Annotated in this window: 15 protein-coding genes; 13 read left to right on the forward strand and 2 right to left on the reverse strand. The window is 64.8% G+C overall.

Annotated elements, in window-relative coordinates; translation table 11 throughout:
• Positions 1-26: 26 nt before the first annotated feature.
• Together IB255_RS09700 and IB255_RS09705 are read right to left on the reverse strand one after the other, a co-directional pair.
• Complete coding sequence (locus tag IB255_RS09700; RefSeq protein ID WP_081517959.1) at positions 27-290, reverse strand: DUF2790 domain-containing protein; 264 nt, start codon at positions 288-290, stop codon at positions 27-29.
• Between the two features lie 475 nt (positions 291-765).
• Positions 766-2,913, reverse strand: a complete 2,148-nt coding sequence (locus tag IB255_RS09705) for an FUSC family protein (RefSeq protein ID WP_081517960.1) — start codon at positions 2,911-2,913, stop codon at positions 766-768.
• 363 nt (positions 2,914-3,276) lie between these two features.
• Between IB255_RS09705 and IB255_RS09710 the strand changes: the two genes are divergently transcribed.
• The 13 genes from IB255_RS09710 to aruF all read left to right on the forward strand — a co-directional run bounded on the left by IB255_RS09710 (position 3,277) and on the right by aruF (position 18,330).
• Positions 3,277-4,224, forward strand: coding sequence for a LysR family transcriptional regulator (locus tag IB255_RS09710; RefSeq protein WP_081517961.1), 948 nt, complete (start codon positions 3,277-3,279; stop codon positions 4,222-4,224).
• Between the two features lie 204 nt (positions 4,225-4,428).
• Positions 4,429-5,445 carry a TRAP transporter substrate-binding protein gene (locus IB255_RS09715; protein WP_081517962.1) on the forward strand — a complete coding sequence of 339 codons (1,017 nt, stop codon included), beginning with the start codon at positions 4,429-4,431 and terminating at the stop codon, positions 5,443-5,445.
• Between the two features lie 61 nt (positions 5,446-5,506).
• Positions 5,507-6,145, forward strand: a complete 639-nt coding sequence (locus tag IB255_RS09720; RefSeq protein ID WP_081517963.1) for a TRAP transporter small permease — start codon at positions 5,507-5,509, stop codon at positions 6,143-6,145.
• Positions 6,142-7,422, forward strand: coding sequence for a C4-dicarboxylate TRAP transporter large permease protein DctM (gene dctM / locus IB255_RS09725; protein WP_081517964.1), 1,281 nt, complete (start codon positions 6,142-6,144; stop codon positions 7,420-7,422). Before IB255_RS09720 ends, dctM begins: the two co-directional genes overlap by 4 nt.
• A 162-nt stretch (positions 7,423-7,584) precedes the next feature.
• The gene (acs, locus tag IB255_RS09730; protein ID WP_081517965.1) at positions 7,585-9,540 is read left to right on the forward strand and encodes an acetate--CoA ligase; all 1,956 of its coding nucleotides are present in this window, start codon (positions 7,585-7,587) and stop codon (positions 9,538-9,540) included.
• 627 nt (positions 9,541-10,167) lie between these two features.
• Positions 10,168-10,947, forward strand: coding sequence for an ABC transporter substrate-binding protein (locus IB255_RS09735; RefSeq protein WP_081517966.1), 780 nt, complete (start codon positions 10,168-10,170; stop codon positions 10,945-10,947).
• Positions 10,948-11,087: 140 nt separating this feature from the next.
• Positions 11,088-11,777, forward strand: a complete 690-nt coding sequence (locus tag IB255_RS09740) for an ABC transporter permease (RefSeq protein WP_081517967.1) — start codon at positions 11,088-11,090, stop codon at positions 11,775-11,777.
• A gap of 16 nt (positions 11,778-11,793) precedes the next feature.
• Positions 11,794-12,492, forward strand: a complete 699-nt coding sequence (locus IB255_RS09745) for an ABC transporter permease (RefSeq protein WP_081517968.1) — start codon at positions 11,794-11,796, stop codon at positions 12,490-12,492.
• Between the two features lie 10 nt (positions 12,493-12,502).
• Positions 12,503-13,615, forward strand: a complete 1,113-nt coding sequence (locus IB255_RS09750) for a succinylglutamate desuccinylase/aspartoacylase family protein (RefSeq protein ID WP_081517969.1) — start codon at positions 12,503-12,505, stop codon at positions 13,613-13,615.
• Positions 13,616-13,632: 17 nt separating this feature from the next.
• On the forward strand, positions 13,633-14,397 hold the full coding sequence (gene aotP / locus IB255_RS09755) for an arginine/ornithine transport ATP-binding protein AotP (RefSeq protein WP_015476463.1): 765 nt from the start codon (positions 13,633-13,635) through the stop codon (positions 14,395-14,397).
• A gap of 34 nt (positions 14,398-14,431) precedes the next feature.
• The gene (argR, locus tag IB255_RS09760) at positions 14,432-15,415 is read left to right on the forward strand and encodes a transcriptional regulator ArgR (RefSeq protein WP_081517970.1); all 984 of its coding nucleotides are present in this window, start codon (positions 14,432-14,434) and stop codon (positions 15,413-15,415) included.
• A gap of 512 nt (positions 15,416-15,927) precedes the next feature.
• Positions 15,928-17,148, forward strand: a complete 1,221-nt coding sequence (locus IB255_RS09765; protein ID WP_081517971.1) for an aspartate aminotransferase family protein — start codon at positions 15,928-15,930, stop codon at positions 17,146-17,148.
• Positions 17,149-17,313: 165 nt separating this feature from the next.
• Complete coding sequence (aruF, locus tag IB255_RS09770; protein ID WP_081517972.1) at positions 17,314-18,330, forward strand: arginine/ornithine succinyltransferase subunit alpha; 1,017 nt, start codon at positions 17,314-17,316, stop codon at positions 18,328-18,330.
• Positions 18,331-18,335 lie beyond the last annotated feature (5 nt).

Consider the following 18,335-nt stretch of genomic DNA (forward strand, 5'->3'; position numbering starts at 1 on the left):
GGCCGCGGCGGGAGTGCGCAAATCGCTTAGCCGCCGGAGCAGCCGTTGCCCCACACCTGGTATTCGACGGTGTGGCGCTGACCGTTGGAGTCGTCGTAGGTCATGCGTGCCGGCACGATGCCGCATTCGTTGGATACGTCGGTGGTCGAGATGACGTGGGCGACGTCCAGTTTCATGTCGTAGGTGTACTGCTCCACGGCCGCGCTTGGCGCCTGGTCGGCGGCGTTCACCTGCTCGGCGAGGGCGAGCGAAGAGAAGCCCAGCATGGCCAGGATGACTACAGCTTTCATGAATTTACCTGCCTTGTTCCCGGAGTCCGGACGTGACGGGTCCGTGACGTTCAGCTCATGGCTGCATCGGGAAGCGTTGGGGAATGATGATGGGTCTTGGGTGGTGTTGCGGCGCGCGCTGTAACAGCACGGAAATAATAGGATTTGCCTGACCTGAGTCATATATCCAGGCGCCAACAAGACTTCGTACTCAGAGGCAACAATCCAGGCGTGACGCGGGTTTCGGGGGTGGTCTTGCGGCGGGCTGTCGCAGGTCTGGCGGATTCGCGGCGGGGTTGCAGGATGCGTGGGAGCGGGATAGCGAGACATGACGCTGTTGTAGGAGCGGGCCATGCCCGCGATCGCGCGCATGGCGCGCTCCTGCAGGGGAGTGCCGCAGCGTGCCGTGTAGTTCGCGAGCAAGCTCGCTCCTGCAGGTCCCGCATGCAGCTTGGGGTCTTCGTAGGAGCGAGCTTGCTCGCGAACATGGGCGCCCTCAATCGCGCAGCGGCGACTGCGGGTCGAGCAGCGAAGTGCGGATGAAGTGCAGGTAGCTGCACACCCGGCGCAGGGGCGATGAGTCGAAGTGCGGCGGGCGGCGATCATCCGTGGTGCGCGTGGCATGGATGGCGTGTTCCACTGCCGCCAGGGCGCGCTGGCGGTTGCTCTCGCTGGGCTGGATGAACAGCCGGATCAGCGCCCGGCCCAGCGCGCGGATCGCCCGGCGCCAGGGCATGCGCTCGGCGTACCAGGGCTCCTTCGGCAGGGCCGCCTGCTCGCGGCGCAGCTCGATGATCGACAGGCCGATCTCCTGCACCTGGAAGGTCCAGCGCAGCAGCCGGCGCTGCACGTCCGGGCGGCCTGTGGATAACCCGTAAGCCTGGTTCAGCAGGTCGCGGGTACCGCTTTCGAAATTCGACGACAGCCCCTTCAGCGGCTCGCTGATCACCTGCACCACGCGCAGGCGCAGCTCGGCTTCCAGGCGCTCCCACAGCCACGGCCGGTTCGGCGGCAGGATGACGATGGCCGCGACCACGGCCATGCCCATGGACAGCAGCATCGCCAGGTATTCATTGATGAAGGTGTAGGCGTCGTAACGCGCCACGTTGGCCGGCAGCGAGGCGATGCAGAACCACACCAGCAGGCCCACGCCGTAGCCGCTCCACTTGGGCCGGGTGATCAGGAAGGCGCCCAGGGCGAATACCGGCGAGAGTACGAAGCACAGCAGCGGGAAGCCGTCGATGTGCGGCAGCACGCGGAAGGTCAGGATGAAGCCGAGCGTGGCGCCGAGCAGCGTGCCAAGGGTCAGTTGCAGCGATAGCCGCTTGGGATTCGGCGAGGCGGAGGAGAGCGCGGCGATCAGCACCGAGGTCAGCGCGAAGGTGGCTCCGCTCAGCCAGGAGGTCTCGATCCAGAACACCCCGCCGACTATCACCAGCAGCGCACAACGGAACCCTGCGACGGCGGCGGCGAGGGCGTTGGCCTTGGGTGTGAAGCGCTCCTTCCACTGCTCACGTTCGTGCTTGTGCGCGGCGAGCGAGGCGTGGGTCTGGGCGTAGTTGTGCATATCGTCGGCGAAGCGGTAGAGCAGTTCGGCAGCCGTCTCGAAATCCAGCTGGTCGGCTTCCCGCGGGCAGGTGTGGCCGAGGTTGGCGCGGGCTTCGCGGATGCGGGGCATGAGGTGATGCTTGCAGAGTTCGAGTTGCACGCTCAGGCGCTCGGCATCCGCTTCGCTGAGCGGCCGGCCGTGCCAGCTGGCGAGCAGCTCGCTGACATCGATCAGGCACGGCATCAGCACTTCCAGCACGTTGCTGGCCTGGCGTTCGCGCAGGCGGTCGAGCAGCCGCTGCAGCGCGTGGAAGCGTGTGGTCAGTTGCATGAACTCGCTGTTCAGCCGCGCCAGGCGGCCGCTGCGCAGACGCATGTGCGGGTCTTCGAAGGCAGTGACGTTGCGCAGGCTTTCCAGACCCACCACTTCGGCGGCGATGCGCGCACTGGCCTGCTCGAAGCGCTCGCGCTCCAGCGTGCCGTTGAGGCCCGCGCTGGCGAGGCCGGCGAAGTCGCCGAAGCGGGTGTTCAGCGCGTTGCGCAGGGCGGCGGTGCTGGTCTGCGGCAGGACCACGGCGCTGATCACGCCGGTGCAGAGAATCCCCAGGGTGATCTCGATCACCCGCCACAGCGCCTGCATGAAGGCACCCTCGGGGTGCAGGGTGGCGGGGATGCCGATCATCACCGCGGTGTAGCCGGCAAGCAGGCAGGCATAGGCGCGGAAGTCGCGGTAACGCGCCGCGCCCGCAGTGCACAGGCCGACCCAGATCGCCACGCAGAGCAGGAACAGCACGCGCTCCTGGGCGAACAGGGCAATGAAGGTAACCATCACCGTGAGCCCGGCCAGCGTACCGAGGATGCGGTAGAAACTCTTCGCCAGCACCTGGCCGCTCTGCGGCTGCAGCACGATGAAGGCGCTCACCAGCACGGTGTTGGGCTGCGGCAGCTCCAGGCGGTAGGCCAGCCATAGCGCGGTGAAGGCGGTGATCAGCGTCTTGAGGATGAACATCCAGGTAACGCCGTCGGTGTGCGCCCAGTCGGACAGGGCGAAGCGCACCGCGGCGGCCTTGGGCAGGCGCACGGACAGACTGCTCATCGGGGTTATCTCGGCAGGCGGTGGTCGGGCTTTTCTTGGCAGGCGGCGGACGGGTTTGGACAACCCTGTAGTTCTGAGGCCGAGCGAAGGGGTGGCAGCACGTTGCACGAAAGGCGGAGCACGGGTGCGAATCCTGGGGTGTCGCGGCGGGCCGCGTTGGGGAGGGCGATTCTAGAAGTGCGCCGGGGGGCAGGATAAGCTGACGGTTGGATGAATTATTGTTGCCTGAAAGGACAATAATCCCGTCGCGACAGGTGTGCGACAATTCGCCGCCTGTCATGAGTCTGTAACAAGGCGTTGCTCGCCCGAGCGCCGTTGCAGAGGCCGCCCGCCGTGGCGTGGACAGGCTCTTTTGGAGAAATGATGGACCTGCTGCACAACATGCGTGCCTTTGTCTGTGTCGCCGAGACCGGCAGCTTCACCGCCGCTGCCCAGCGCATGGACCTCACCACCGCCTACGTCTCGCGGACGGTTGCCAAGCTCGAAGCACACCTGCGCACCCGCCTGCTGCACCGAACCACCCGCCGCATCGCCCTCACCGAAGCCGGCCAGCGCTACCTGCAGCGCTGCCAACAGATCCTCGGCTACATCGAGGAAGCCGAGGCCGAGGCCGGCGATGCCCACGCCCGGCCGCACGGCAAGGTGAAGGTGCACGCCATGACCGGCATCGGTCAGCACTACCTGATCCGCGCGATCTCGCAGTACTGCGAGATCTACCCGGAGGTCACCTTCGACCTGACCCTGGCCAACCGCATCACCGACATCCTCGACGAGGGCTACGACATCTCCGTGGTCATCGCCCAGGAGTTGCCTGATTCGGGCTTCGTCTCCAAGCGCATCGGCAAGACCTACAGCGTGCTCTGCGCGTCGCCCGACTATGTGGCGCGCCATGGCCTGCCCAAGCAACTCGGCGAGCTGACCGATCACCGTTGCCTGCGCCTGGTGAACTCGGTGATGTCGCTGGACAAGTGGCTGTTCGACGGCCCCGACGGCCAGGAAATGGTCGGCATCAACCAGACGCATTTCCAGGTCAACACCGCTGACGCCATGACCGAGGCGGTACGTGCCGGCATGGGTATCGGCGCGCTGCCGGTGTACTCCGCTGTGCAGGGCCTGAAGGACGGCAGCCTGGTGCGCGTGCTGCCCGATTACAGCCTGTTCCACCTCAACGTCTATGCGCTGTACCCGTCGCGCCAGTACCTCGACGCGAAGATCCGCACCTGGGTGGAGTTCCTCCGTGATTGTGTGCCCGGCATGCTTGAGGAGCACGAACGGATGATGCTCGAGCATCGCACCCAAGTGCCCGGCTGACGCGCCATTCTTCTGTCTTGAGCCTATGAACCTCACCGCGCCCGGCATCTGCCGGGCGTGTTTTTTCGTACCTTGCGTTCCGCTGTGTCGAACGCCGCTTTGGGAAAAGACGAATTCTCCGAACGCGACTATTTGCGTCAGTCTCGTTGCGAGCCTGTCGCCAGGCTCACCTCGCAAGCACAAGAACAAATTGAGGGTGACGCGATGTTTACAACCATGGGGCGGGCGTTGCTCGCCGTCCTGGCGTTGGCCTGCGCTTCTGCCATTCAGGCTGCCGATGAACCCCGGCCTTCCAGCGAACCGATAGTGATCAAGTTCGCTCACGTGGTTGCGGAGAACACGCCCAAGGGGCAGGGCGCGCTGATGTTCAAGCGCCTGGCCGAAGAGCGCCTGCCCGGCCGGGTGCGCGTGGAGGTCTACCCGAACTCCTCGCTGTACGGCGACGGCAAGGAAATGGAAGCGCTGCTGCTGGGGGACGTGCAGATGCTCGCGCCGTCCCTGGCCAAGTTCGAGCAGTACACCCGCAAGGTGCAGATCTTCGACCTGCCGTTCCTCTTCGACGATATCGACGCCGTCGACAACTTCCAGCGCAGCCCGCAGGGCCAGAGCCTGCTGACCAGCATGCAGGGCAAGGGCATCCTCGGCCTCGCCTACTGGCACAACGGGATGAAGCAGCTGTCCGCCAACCGCCTGCTGCTCGAGCCGGGCGATGCGCGCGGACTGAAGTTCCGCGTGCAGGCCTCCGACGTGCTCAACGAACAGTTCCGCGAGCTGCGTGCGATCTCCCGCAAGATGTCCTTCGCCGAGGTCTACCAGGGCCTGCAGACCGGCGTGGTGAATGGCACCGAGAACACCTGGTCGAACTACGAGAGCCAGAAGGTCAACGAGGTGCAGAAGTACTTCACCGAGTCCAACCACGGCCTGGTGGACTACATGGTGATCACCAATGCGAAGTTCTGGAACGGCCTGCCGCCGGACCTGCGCACCGAGCTGGAAAGGATCATGGCCGAGGTCACCGTGAAGGTGAACCAGGAAGCCGAGCGGCTGAACCGCGACGCCCGCCAGCGCATCCTCGCCAGCGGCACCAGCGAGATCCACCCGCTCACCGCGCAGCAGCGCGCCGACTGGCGCGAGGCGATGCAGCCGGTGTGGCAGAAATTCCGCGACAACGTCGGCGCCGATTTCCTCCAGGCCGCCGAAGCCTCCAACCGTCCCCATTGATCCACCCGGCCCCGCCGGCTGGCGGGGCTGTGTGCGGATGTTCCGTTGTGGAGAACTTTCGATGAACCGACTCGTGCGCGTCTGGAACCACTTCGAGGAAGGCGCCATCGCCTTCCTGCTGGCGGCCATGACGCTGGTGACCTTCGTCTACGTGGTGATGACCAACGTCTTCACCCTGTTCTATGACCTGGGCGACCGCCTGCCACCGTTACAGGGGCCGCTCTACGCCATCGGCGATGCGATCCTCGGCGTCGCCCAGGACATGTCCTGGAGCAACGCGCTGACCAAGGCGCTGTTCGGCTGGCTGATCTTCCTCGGCATCGCCTATGGCGTGCGCACCGCCGGCCACCTGGGCGTGGACGCGCTGGTGCGGCTGGCGCCGCGCCCGGTACAGCGCTGCATCGGCGTGCTCGCCTGCCTCTGCTGCCTGGGCTACGCCGGGCTGTTCATGGTCGCCAGTTTCGACTGGGTGAAGACCTTGTTCATCGCCGGCATCGGTGCGGAAGACCTCGACCATTTCGGCATCCTCCAGGCCTACATCGCGGTGATCGTGCCCATCGGCTTCGGCCTGGTGGTCCTGCGCTACCTGGAAATCCTCGTCAACCTGTTGCGCGGCCGCCAGCTCGGCCTGGGCCTCGCCGACGAGGCCGCGGAAGCCTCGAAGCTGGCCGGTGAAGAAGCCGCGGAGAGCCGTCCATGACCGTGATGATCCTGTTCCTCCTGCTCTTCGTCTTCATGTTCATCGGCGTGCCCATCGCCATTTCCCTGGGCCTGTCCGGTGCGTTGACGATCCTGCTGTTCAGCCCTGACTCGGTACGTTCGCTGGCGATCAAGCTGTTCGAGACCTCCGAGGCCTACACGCTGCTGGCGATCCCGTTCTTCCTGCTTTCCGGCGCCTTCATGACCACCGGCGGCGTGGCCCGCCGGCTGATCGACTTCGCCAATGCCTGCGTCGGCCATATCCGTGGCGGCCTGGCGATCGCGGCGGTGCTGGCCTGCATGCTGTTCGCCGCGCTGTCGGGTTCCTCGCCGGCGACCGTGGCGGCGGTGGGCTCGATTGCCGTGGCCGGCATGGTGCGTTCGGGCTACCCGCGCGAGTTCGGCGCCGGAATCATCTGCAACGCCGGCACCCTGGGCATCCTGATCCCGCCGTCGATCGTCATGGTGGTGTACTCGGCTGCCACCGAGACCTCGGTGGGCAAGCTGTTCGTCGCCGGCGTGGTGCCGGGCCTGCTGCTGGGCGTGATCCTGATGGTGGTGATCTACATCGTCGCGCGGGTGAAGAAGCTGCCGGCGCAACCGCGCGCCAGCCTGCGCGAATGGCTGGCCGCCGCACGCCGGGCGATCTGGGGCCTGTTGCTGCTGGTGATCATCCTCGGCGGCATCTACTCCGGGCTGTTCACGCCTACCGAGGCGGCGGCGGTGGCGGCCGTCTACTCGGCCTTCGTCGCGCTGTTCGTCTACAAGGACATGCGCCTGCGCGACTGCCCCAAGGTGCTGGTGGACTCCGGGCGGCTGAGCATCATGCTGATGTTCATCATCGCCAACGCCATGCTCTTCGCCCACGTGCTGACCACCGAGCAGATTCCCCAGCAGATCACCGAGTGGGTGATGCAGGAGGGGCTGACGCCGATCGGCTTCCTGCTGATGGTCAACGTGGTGCTGCTGGTGGCCGGCAGCTTCATGGAGCCCTCGGCCATCGTGCTGATCCTGGCGCCGATCTTCTTCCCCATCGCCATGCGCCTGGGGATCGACCCGATCCACCTCGGCATCGTCATGGTGGTGAACATGGAGATCGGTCTGGTGCACCCGCCGGTGGGGCTCAACCTGTTCGTCACCTCGGCGGTCACCGGCCTGCCGCTGGGCTCGACCATCCGCGCGGCGCTGCCGTGGCTGATGATCCTGCTGCTGTTCCTGATCCTGGTGACCTACGTGCCCTACATCTCGCTGGCGCTGCCCCACGCCCTTGGCATGTGACAGGTTGTCGCGGCTCCATGAGTCCGTTGCCAAAACAACGGCTTATGGGGCTCATCACTAAGACTAAGGATTGGTAAGACCATGGTCGTATGGTTCGGGAGAGGGTGTCGCCGTTACAACTTAGGGCAACAAAAACAACACTCTTCACCGAGGTAGAACGCCATGACAGCGGCATCCGTGTACCCCGTGCGTCCCGAAGTGGCCGCGACCACTCTGACCGACGAGGCCACCTACAAGAAGCTGTACCAGCAGTCGGTGGTCAACCCCGACGGCTTCTGGCGCGAACAGGCCCAGCGCATCGACTGGATCAAGCCGTTCACCAAGGTCAAGCAGACCTCCTTCGACGATCACCACGTGGACATCAAGTGGTTCGCCGATGGCACCCTGAACCTCTCCTACAACTGCCTCGACCGCCACCTGGCCGAGCGCGGCGACCAGCTCGCCATCATCTGGGAAGGCGACGATCCTTCCGAGCACCGTGAAATCACCTACCGCGAGCTGCACGAGCAGGTCTGCAAGTTCGCTAACGCCCTGCGCGGCCAGGACGTGCACCGTGGCGACGTGGTGACCATCTACATGCCGATGATCCCGGAAGCCGTGGTCGCCATGCTGGCCTGCGCCCGCATCGGTGCGATCCATTCCGTTGTGTTCGGCGGCTTCTCCCCCGAAGCCCTGGCCGGCCGCATCATCGACTGCCGTTCCAAGGTGGTGATCACCGCCGACGAAGGTCTGCGTGGCGGCAAGAAGACCCCGCTCAAGGCCAACGTCGACGACGCCCTGACCAACCCGGAAACCAACAGTGTGCAGAAGATCATCGTCTGCAAGCGCACGGGTTCGGACATCAAGTGGAACCAGCACCGCGACGTGTGGTTCGAGGACCTGATGAAGGTCGCCGGCTCCACCTGCGCACCGAAGGAAATGGGCGCCGAGGACCCGCTGTTCATCCTCTACACCTCCGGCTCCACCGGCAAACCCAAGGGCGTGCTGCACACCACCGGCGGCTACCTGGTGTACGCCTCGCTGACCCATGAGCGGGTGTTCGACTACCGTCCGGGTGAAGTCTTCTGGTGCACCGCCGACATCGGCTGGGTCACCGGTCACACCTACGTCGTCTACGGCCCGTTGGCCAACGGCGCGACCACCGTGCTGTTCGAGGGCGTGCCGAACTACCCGGACATCTCCCGCGTCGCGAAGATCGTCGACAAGCACAAGGTCAACATCCTCTACACCGCCCCGACCGCCATCCGCGCCATGATGGCCGAGGGCAAGGCAGCGGTCGCAGGCGCCGACGGCTCCAGCCTGCGCCTGCTGGGTTCGGTGGGCGAGCCGATCAATCCGGAAGCCTGGCAGTGGTACTACGAGACCGTCGGCCAGTCGCGCTGCCCGATCGTCGACACCTGGTGGCAAACCGAAACCGGCGCCTGCCTGATGACCCCACTGCCGGGCGCCCACGGCCTGAAGCCGGGCTCCGCTGCCAAGCCGTTCTTCGGCGTGGTGCCGGCGCTGGTGGACAACCTGGGCAACATCCTGGAAGGGGCCACCGAGGGCAACCTGGTGATCCTGGATTCCTGGCCGGGCCAGGCGCGCACCCTGTACGGCGACCACGACCGCTACGTGGACACCTACTTCAAGACCTTCAAGGGCATGTACTTCACCGGTGACGGCGCCCGCCGCGACGAAGACGGCTACTACTGGATCACCGGCCGCGTCGATGACGTGCTCAACGTCTCCGGCCACCGCATGGGTACCGCCGAGATCGAGAGCGCCCTGGTCGCCCACCCGAAAGTGGCCGAGGCCGCAGTGGTTGGCGTACCGCACGACATCAAGGGGCAGGGCATCTATGTCTACGTCACCCTGAATGCCGGCGAGGAAAGCAACGAGCAACTGCGCCAGGAACTGCGTGCCTGGGTGCGCAAGGAAATCGGCCCGATCGCCACGCCGGATGTGATCCAGTGGGCGCCGGGCCTGCCGAAGACCCGCTCGGGCAAGATCATGCGCCGCATCCTGCGCAAGATCGCCACGGCCGAGTACGACACCCTGGGTGATATCTCCACCCTGGCCGATCCGGGTGTGGTGCAGCACCTGATCGATACGCACCAGGCCATGCGCGCGGCCTGATCCGCCGCCCGATGAAAAACGCCCCGCTTGCCGGGGCGTTTTTCATTTCTGCGCTTTTGTGCCGGCGGCCCACAATCCACAATCGCCGAAGCTCTCCTGGAGCATCAACGTAGGATGGCGTGGAGCGCCGCGATACCCATCAATCCCGGCACTGACCGGATGCGGTTCGCGAGCAAGCTCGCTCCTACAGTGTGCGTCCCTCCCACCGGTAACATTTCCCTGCGACAAAATGAGGCGCCAGGAAACATTTCGCACAGCTTCGGTGCGTCTTTTCTGTCCGCGCGGAATGAGTCAATATCGCGCACCCCGCGCAGGGACTGAGGTCTGGTATTTGTGGCCCAATTACTGCAAGTAAATTGGGTTTTACTACTCGCTTTCAGATCACGTAAAATCCACGCCGTCAAGCCGCCGGGGCTCTGTCTCCGGCGCTTCTATAATTACTTGTCGCATTGAAGAAATAACCGCTCCGGGGCTGTCGCTAGAATGCCGCTCACCCCGGTAGGCGCGCTTTTCACAAGAATCGCGCCGGCAATGCGCAGACGAACAATAACCTTCACTTCTGCACGGGCAGCCTGGGCCAACCCCTTTCTCCTGCCAATCGAAGCCCTACCCTCGAAGGAGTTACTGATGAAGAAGTTTGCACTTCTCGGTGCGCTGGCCCTGTCCGCGCTTTCCCTGGTTGCCCACGCTGACGACAAGCCGGTCCGCATCGGCATCGAAGCCGGCTATCCGCCTTTCTCCTTCAAGACTCCCGACGGCAAGCTCGCCGGTTTCGACGTGGATATCGGCAACGCCCTGTGCGAAGAGATGAAGGTCAAATGTACCTGGGTCGAGCAGGAGTTCGACGGCCTGATCCCGGCACTGAAGGTTCGCAAGATCGACGCCATCCTCTCGTCCATGACCATCACCGACGAGCGCAAGAAGTCCGTGGACTTCACCAACAAGTACTACCACACCCCCGCGCGCTTCGTGATGAAGGAAGGCGTGACCCTGAGCGATCCGCTGGCGGACCTGAAGGGCAAGAAGGTCGGTGTGCTGCGCGCCTCCACCCATGACCGCTACGCCACCGACGTCCTGGCCCCGGCCGGCATCGAAGTCGTGCGTTACAACTCGCAGAACGAAGCCAACATGGACCTGGTCTCCGGCCGCATCGACGCGACCATGGCTGACTCGGTCAACCTCGACGACGGCTTCCTGAAAACCGATGCCGGCAAGGGCTACGCCTTCGTAGGTCCGGAATACAACGATCCGAAGTACTTCGGTGGTGGCGCCGGCATCGCTGTGCGCAAGGGCGATACCGCCCTGACCGAGAAATTCAACGCGGCCATCGCCGGCATCCGTGCCAACGGCAAGTACAAGGAAGTACAGGACAAGTACTTCAAGTTCGACGTCTACGGCGAGAACTGATCCACGTCCAGAAGTGGCACAGACCCAGGCCTGATCCTGAAGTTTGTGCCACTTTTTTATTGGGGGTGAGCCTGCAGTCGCGCTCGCCCTGAGCGTCCGTGTCGTTGCGGGCGGCGTCCGGTTTCACGAGGTACGAAATTATGCTCAATGGCTACGGAGCCACCATCGTCGATGGTGCCTGGCTGACGCTTCAGCTGTCCCTGCTGTCGATGGCCCTGGCGATCGCGCTGGGTCTGCTCGGCGCGGCCATCCGCCTGTCGCCGGTGAAGTGGCTGGCCTGGTGCGGCGACCTCTATTCCACCGTGATCCGCGGCGTACCGGACCTCGTGCTGATCCTGCTGATCTTCTACGGCGGCCAGGCTGCGGTGAACTGGATCGCGCCCATGGTCGGCTATGACGACTACATCGACCTCAACCCCTTCGCCTCCGGCGTCGGCACTCTGGGCTTCATCTTCGGTGCTTACCTGTCAGAGACTTTCCGTGGCGCCTTCATGGCCATCCCGAAAGGGCAGGGCGAGGCCGGCTTCGCCTACGGCATGAGCCCGCTTCAGGTGTTCTTCCGCATCCAGGTGCCGCAGATGATCCGCCTGGCCATCCCCGGCTTCACCAACAACTGGCTGGTGCTGGTCAAGGCCACCGCGCTGATCTCCGTGGTCGGCCTGCAGGACATGATGTTCAAGGCCAAGCAGGCCTCGGACGCCACCCGCGAACCCTTCACCTATTTCCTCGCCGTGGCGGCGCTTTACCTGGTGGTCACCAGCGTTTCCCTGGTGCTGCTGCGCATGCTCGAACGCCGCTATTCGGTCGGCGTGAAAGTCGCCGAGCTTTGAGACCGGGAGCCTGATCATGATTTTCGACTTCTCCGTCATCTGGGACAGCCTGCCGCTCTACTTCAGCGGTCTGCTGGTGACCCTCAAGCTGCTGGCGATCTCGCTGTTCTTCGGCCTGCTGGCGGCAGTGCCGCTGGCGCTGATGCGCTGCTCGAAGAACCCGGCGGTGAACCTGCCGGCCTGGCTCTACACCTATGTGATCCGCGGCACCCCGATGCTGGTGCAGCTGTTCCTCATCTATTACGGCCTGGCACAGTTCGAGGCGGTACGCGAGAGCGCGATGTGGCCGCTGCTGTCCAACGCCACCTTCTGCGCCTGCGCAGCCTTTGCCATCAATACCAGCGCCTACACCGCCGAGATCCTCGCCGGCAGCATCCGCGCCACTCCGCATGGCGAGATCGAAGCCGCCAAGGCCATGGGCATGTCGCGGCTCAAGCTGTACCGCCGCATCCTGCTGCCCTCGGCCCTGCGCCGCGCGCTGCCGCAGTACAGCAACGAAGTGATCATGATGCTGCAGACCACGAGCCTTGCGTCCATCGTGACCCTGGTGGACATCACCGGCGCCGCGCGCACCGTGTACTCGCAGTACTACCTGCCGTTCGAGGCGTTCATCACCGCCGGCATCTTCTACCTGATCATGACCTTCACCCTGGTGCGCCTGTTCAAGCTGGCCGAGCGCCGCTGGCTGGCCTATCTCGCGCCGCGCAAGCACTGAGGAATACACCGTGGAACGTATCGATCATCTGCTGCCGTGGAGCAGCCTGGGTAGCGAGCGCCGCCTGAGCGTTTTCCGCTACGGCACGGGCCCGCGCAAGGTCTACATCCAGTCCAGCCTGCACGCCGACGAGCTGCCGGGCATGCGCACCGCCTGGGAGCTCAAGCAGCGCCTGGCCGACCTCGAGTCGCGCGGGCAACTGAACTGCATCGTCGAGCTGGTGCCGGTGGCCAACCCCATCGGCCTGGGCCAGACCCTGCAGGCCAGCCATCTGGGCCGTTTCGAGTTTGGCAGCGGGAAGAACTTCAACCGCGATTTCGTCGAGCTGAGCGCTCTGGTTGCCGAACGTGTCGGCGACCAGTTGGGCGCCGATGAAGCTGCCAACGTCGAGCTGATCCGCCAGGCCATGCGAGATGGCCTCGACGCGCTGCCGTCGGGCTCGTCCGAGCTGCAGGGCATGCAGCGCATCCTGCTGCGCCACGCCTGCGACGCCGAAGTGGTGCTTGACCTGCACTGCGACTTCGACGCCGCCATCCACGTCTACGCGATCCCGCAGCACTGGCCGCGCTGGAAGTCGCTGGCAGCGCGTCTGAAAGCCGGCGTCGCTCTGCTTGCCGAAGATTCCGGCGGCAGTTCCTTCGACGAATCCTGTTCGCTGCCCTGGCTGCGCCTGGCGCAGGCCTTCCCGCAGGCGGCGATTCCGCTCGCGTGCCTGGCGACCACCGTCGAACTGGGCGGCGTGGGCGATACCCGCGTCGACCAGGGGCAGGCCAATGCCGAGGCCATTCTCGGCTTCCTCGCCGAGCAGGGCCTGATCGCCGGCGACTGGCCGGCGGCACCGGCCGAATGCTGCGAGGGCATGCCCTTCGAAGGCACCGAATATCTCTACGCACCTCACGTTGGCGTGGTGAGTTTCCTGCGCAAGGCGGGGGAGTGGGTGGAGAAGGGCGACGCACTGTTCGAGGTGGTCGACCCACTGAACGACCAGGTCAGCATTGTTCGCGCCGGGACTTCCGGCGTGCTGTTCGCCATCGAGCGTGGGCGCTACGCCCAGCCGGGGCTTTGGCTGGCCAAGGTGGCCGGGCGTGAGCCGTTCCGCAAGGGCCGGCTGATCAACGACTGAATTCGAGAACCGACACCATGTACAAACTGGAAATCCAGGACCTGCACAAGCGCTACGGCACCCACGAGGTGCTCAAGGGCGTCTCCCTGGCGGCGAAAGCGGGCGACGTGATCAGCATCATCGGCTCCTCCGGCTCGGGCAAGAGCACCTTCCTGCGGTGCATCAACCTGCTCGAACAGCCCCATGCGGGCAAGATCCTGCTCAACGGCGAAGAGCTCAAGCTCGTGCCGAACAAGGACGGCGCGCTCAAGGCTGCCGACGCCAAGCAGCTGCAGCGCATGCGCTCGCGCCTGTCGATGGTGTTCCAGCACTTCAACCTGTGGTCGCACATGAGCGCCCTGGAAAACGTCATCGAAGCGCCGGTCCATGTGCTGGGCGTATCGAAGAAAGAGGCACTGGAAAAGGCCGAGCACTACCTGGCGAAAGTCGGCGTGGCGCACCGCAAGGATGCCTACCCGGCCCACATGTCCGGCGGTGAGCAGCAGCGCGTGGCCATCGCCCGTGCCCTGGCGGTCGAGCCGGAAGTCATGCTGTTCGACGAACCGACCTCGGCGCTCGACCCCGAGCTGGTCGGCGAAGTCCTGCGCGTGATGCAGGACCTGGCCCAGGAAGGCCGCACCATGGTGGTAGTGACCCATGAGATGGGCTTCGCCCGCGAGGTCTCCAACCAACTGGTGTTCCTGCACAAGGGCCTGGTGGAAGAGGCGGGCTGCCCGAAGGAAGTCCTGGCCAATCCGCAATCCGAACGCCTCAAGCAGTTCCTTTCCGGCAGCTTGAAGTAAGCTGTCCGTTACAGTCGCCTGGTGACCTGATCGCATGACCGCACAACGCATCGGATTCCTCCTCTGGCCGCACACGCGGGCGCTGACCCTCGGTCTGGCCGAGGAGGCCCTGCGGGTCGCCCGCCGACTGCATCCCGAAGCGCTCTACGAGCCGGTGTTCATGAGCGCCGAGCCAGTGGCCGAGGCCGATGGCTGGCGCTTGCCGGGGCAGGCCTGGAACGGTGTGCTGGAGCAGTGCCAGCGGATATTCCTGGTCGCCGACGAGATTCCGCAGACGGTCCCCGCGCCACTGGCTGCCGTACTCAAGCAGCTGTCGCGCAGCGGTGTGAGCATCGGAGCATTGTCCGCCGGTATCTACCCGCTGGCGCAGCTGGGTCTGCTCGACGGTTACCGCGCCGCTGTGCACTGGCGCTGGCACGACGATTTCACCGAGCGTTACCCCAAGGTCATCGCCACCAACCACCTGTTCGAGTGGGACCGTGATCGACTCAGTGCTTGCGGCGGCATGGCGGTGCTCGATCTGCTGCTGGCCGTGCTGTCCCGCGACCATGGTGCGGAGCTGGCGGGCGCAGTCTCCGAAGAGCTGGTGGTGGAGCGCATCCGCGAAGGTTCCGAACGCCAGCGCATCCCGCTGAAGAACCGCCTGGGCTCCAGTCACCCGAAGCTCACCCAGGCGGTGCTGCTGATGGAGGCAAACATCGAGGAGCCGCTGACCACCGACGAGATCGCCCAGCACGTGTGCGTCTCGCGCCGCCAGCTGGAGCGCATCTTCAAGCAGTACCTGACCCGCGTGCCCAGCCAGTACTACCTGGAGCTGCGCCTGAATCGCGCGCGGCAGATGCTCATGCAGACCAGCAAGTCGATCATCCAGATCGGCCTGTCCTGCGGCTTCTCCAGCGGTCCGCACTTCTCCAGCGCCTACCGCAACTTCTTTGGCGTGACCCCGCGCGAAGATCGCAACCAGCGCCGCGGCCAGGGCGCCGCCGAAGCCGCGCCGGTCGCCACCGAGCGCGGCTGACTGCTCTTGTGTAAGAGCGAGCAAGCTCGCTCCTGCGAAAGCCCCCCTCTGCTCAACTTCCTGTCGTTTGTCAGCGCAATGCCGTAGGGCGAGTAACCTGGAACAGGTTATCCGTCGATGCGGTCATGGCGGATAACGCTGGCGCGTTATGCGCCCTACAGCACGGTCGTTTGCAGGCGCTTGCTTGCTCGCGAATGCATCCTGACGGATGCAACGCTGTAAAGCAGTTCGCGAACAAGGCCTAGGCGCCTCGTTCCTGCATAAAAGCCCCTTCCTGCCTTATTCCTTTTTCCCCCGTTCGCGCAGCGAACAAATTCCACGCCTCCTTGTACCCGCAGCAGGCCGCAGGCCTTACACTGCGCCTTCCCGACGCTTTCTGTCGCATTTCCGTAAGCCTCGGCAATTCGCGGGTTGGCGCTATAACAAGTTGTCGCATGGCGGCAATGACGGCCCGCTGTTCGTCCCTACAATCCATTCATCGATAGCCGCCTCAACCAGGCAGGAGAACACCGATGTCCGCTCCGCAAGCTCAGGTCCAACGCTCCGACTTCGACCAGGTCATGGTTCCCAACTATTCGCCGGCTGCCTTCATTCCGGTGCGTGGCGAGGGTTCCCGAGTCTGGGATCAGAGCGGCCGAGAGCTGGTGGACTTCGCTGGCGGCATCGCGGTCAGCTCCCTGGGCCACACCCATCCGGCGCTGATGCAGGCGCTGACCGAGCAGGCCGGCAAGATCTGGCACGTCTCCAACGTCTTCACCAACGAGCCGGCCTTGCGCCTGGCCAAGAAGCTGATCGACGCCACCTTCGCTGAGCGCGTGTTCTTCGCCAACTCCGGCGCCGAGGCCAACGAAGCTGCGCTGAAGCTGGCGCGCCGCTATGCCCACGACGTCTACGGCCCCGAGAAGTACGAGATCATCTCGATGGTCAACAGCTTCCACGGGCGTACCCTGTTCACCGTCAATGTCGGTGGCCAGGCCAAGTACTCCGATGGTTTCGGCCCGAAGGTCGAAGGCATCACCCACATCCCGTTCAACGACCTGGAAGCCCTGAAGGCGGCCATCTCCGACAAGACCTGCGCCGTGATCATCGAACCGGTGCAGGGCGAGAGCGGCGTGCTGCCGGCCGACCAGGCCTACCTGGAAGGCGTGCGCAAGCTGTGCGACGAGAACAACGCGCTGCTGATCTTCGATGAAGTGCAGAGCGGCTTCGGTCGTATCGGCTACCTCTACGCCCACCAGTACTACGGCGTGAATCCGGACATCCTCTCCAGCGCCAAGGGACTGGGTGGCGGCTTCCCGATCGGCGCCATGCTGACCACCGCGAAGATCGCCGAGCACCTGGTCGTCGGCACCCACGGCACCACCTACGGCGGCAACCCGCTGGCGTGCGCGGTCGCCGGCGCGGCCTTCGACGTGATCAATACCCCGGAAGTGCTCGAAGGCGTGAAGGCCAAGCATGAGCGCTTCAAGGTCCGCCTGGAAAAGATCGCCGCCGAGTACGGCATCTTCACCCAGGTCCGCGGCATGGGCATGCTGATCGGCGCGGTGCTCAACGATGCCTTCAAGGGCAAGGCCAAGGACGTGCTCAACGCTGCCGAGAAGGAAGGCGTGATGGTCCTGCAGGCCGGCCCGGACGTGGTGCGCTTCGCCCCCAGCCTGGTGATCCCGGACGCGGACATCGACGAAGGCCTGGATCGCCTCGAGCGCGCCATCGCCAAGCTGACCCGCGGCTGATCCCCCGGCTACGCTGAACCGGCGGGGCCCGCGCCTCGCCGCTCAACCGGTCGGATCGTCCCGGCCGGTTCTTCGAATGCCCCTATGTGCGCGGCACAGGCCGTGTCGCGCCCATGATTCATCAACCAAGAATCACAATTTTTGTCTGGTTAGAGGAGTGACGCCATGCTGGTGATGCGCCCCGCCCAAGTGGCCGACCTGCAGCAAGTGCAGCGTCTCGCCGCGGACAGCCCGGTCGGCGTCACGTCGCTGCCGGACGACGCGGAACGCCTGCGCGAGAAGATACTTGCCTCGGAGGCTTCGTTTACCGCCGAAGTGAGCTTCAACGGTGAAGAGAGCTACTTCTTCGTGCTCGAGGACAGTGAGACCGGCCGCCTCGTCGGCTGCTCGGCCATTGTCGCCTCGGCCGGTTTCTCCGAGCCGTTCTACAGCTTCCGCAACGAGACCTTCGTGCACGCTTCCCGCGAGCTGAAGATCCACAACAAGATCCATGTCCTCTCGCTGTGCCATGACCTCACCGGCAACAGCCTGCTGACCAGCTTCTACGTCGAGCGCGACCTGGTGAACACGCCGATCGCCGAGCTCAACTCCCGTGGCCGCCTGCTGTTCATGGCCAGCCATCCGGAGCGCTTCGCCGATGCGGTGGTCGTGGAGATCGTCGGCTACAGCGACGATCAGGGCCAGTCGCCGTTCTGGAACGCCATCGGTCGCAACTTCTTCGACCTCGACTACACCGAGGCCGAGAAGCTTTCCGGGCTGAAGAGCCGCACCTTCCTCGCCGAGCTGATGCCGCACTACCCGATCTATGTGCCGCTGCTGCCAGACGAGGCGCAGGAGGCGATGGGCCAGGTGCATCCGCGTGCGCAGATCACCTTCGACATCCTGATGCGCGACGGCTTCGAGTCCGAGAACTACGTGGACATCTTCGATGGCGGCCCGGCGCTGCATGCGCGCACCTCGAACATCCGCTCCATCGCGCAGAGCCGGCAGGTGCCGGTGCGTATTGGCGAGGGCGGCAAGGGTAACCGTGGTTACCTCGTCACCAACGGCCAGTTGCAGGATTTCCGCGCCATTGTCGCCGAACTCGACTGGGTGCCGGGCAAGCCCGTCACCCTGAATCAGGAAACCGCCGATGCCCTGGGCATCGGCGAGGGCGCCAGCGTGCGCCTGGTTGCGATCTGAGGGGA

Source organism: Pseudomonas sp. PDM22, assembly GCF_014851965.1.
Taxonomy (GTDB): domain Bacteria; phylum Pseudomonadota; class Gammaproteobacteria; order Pseudomonadales; family Pseudomonadaceae; genus Pseudomonas.

Coding starts and splice junctions, on each gene's coding strand:
- IB255_RS09705 (WP_081517960.1), bottom strand. CDS start 2,913: ATGAGCAGTCTGTCCGTGCGCCTGCCCAAGGCCGCCGCGGTGCGCTTC.
- IB255_RS09700 (WP_081517959.1), bottom strand. CDS start 290: ATGAAAGCTGTAGTCATCCTGGCCATGCTGGGCTTCTCTTCGCTCGCC.
- IB255_RS09720 (WP_081517963.1), top strand. CDS start 5,507: ATGAACCGACTCGTGCGCGTCTGGAACCACTTCGAGGAAGGCGCCATC.
- argR (WP_081517970.1), top strand. CDS start 14,432: ATGACCGCACAACGCATCGGATTCCTCCTCTGGCCGCACACGCGGGCG.
- IB255_RS09740 (WP_081517967.1), top strand. CDS start 11,088: ATGCTCAATGGCTACGGAGCCACCATCGTCGATGGTGCCTGGCTGACG.
- dctM (WP_081517964.1), top strand. CDS start 6,142: ATGACCGTGATGATCCTGTTCCTCCTGCTCTTCGTCTTCATGTTCATC.
- IB255_RS09710 (WP_081517961.1), top strand. CDS start 3,277: ATGGACCTGCTGCACAACATGCGTGCCTTTGTCTGTGTCGCCGAGACC.
- IB255_RS09715 (WP_081517962.1), top strand. CDS start 4,429: ATGTTTACAACCATGGGGCGGGCGTTGCTCGCCGTCCTGGCGTTGGCC.
- aruF (WP_081517972.1), top strand. CDS start 17,314: ATGCTGGTGATGCGCCCCGCCCAAGTGGCCGACCTGCAGCAAGTGCAG.
- IB255_RS09765 (WP_081517971.1), top strand. CDS start 15,928: ATGTCCGCTCCGCAAGCTCAGGTCCAACGCTCCGACTTCGACCAGGTC.
- IB255_RS09745 (WP_081517968.1), top strand. CDS start 11,794: ATGATTTTCGACTTCTCCGTCATCTGGGACAGCCTGCCGCTCTACTTC.
- acs (WP_081517965.1), top strand. CDS start 7,585: ATGACAGCGGCATCCGTGTACCCCGTGCGTCCCGAAGTGGCCGCGACC.
- IB255_RS09735 (WP_081517966.1), top strand. CDS start 10,168: ATGAAGAAGTTTGCACTTCTCGGTGCGCTGGCCCTGTCCGCGCTTTCC.
- aotP (WP_015476463.1), top strand. CDS start 13,633: ATGTACAAACTGGAAATCCAGGACCTGCACAAGCGCTACGGCACCCAC.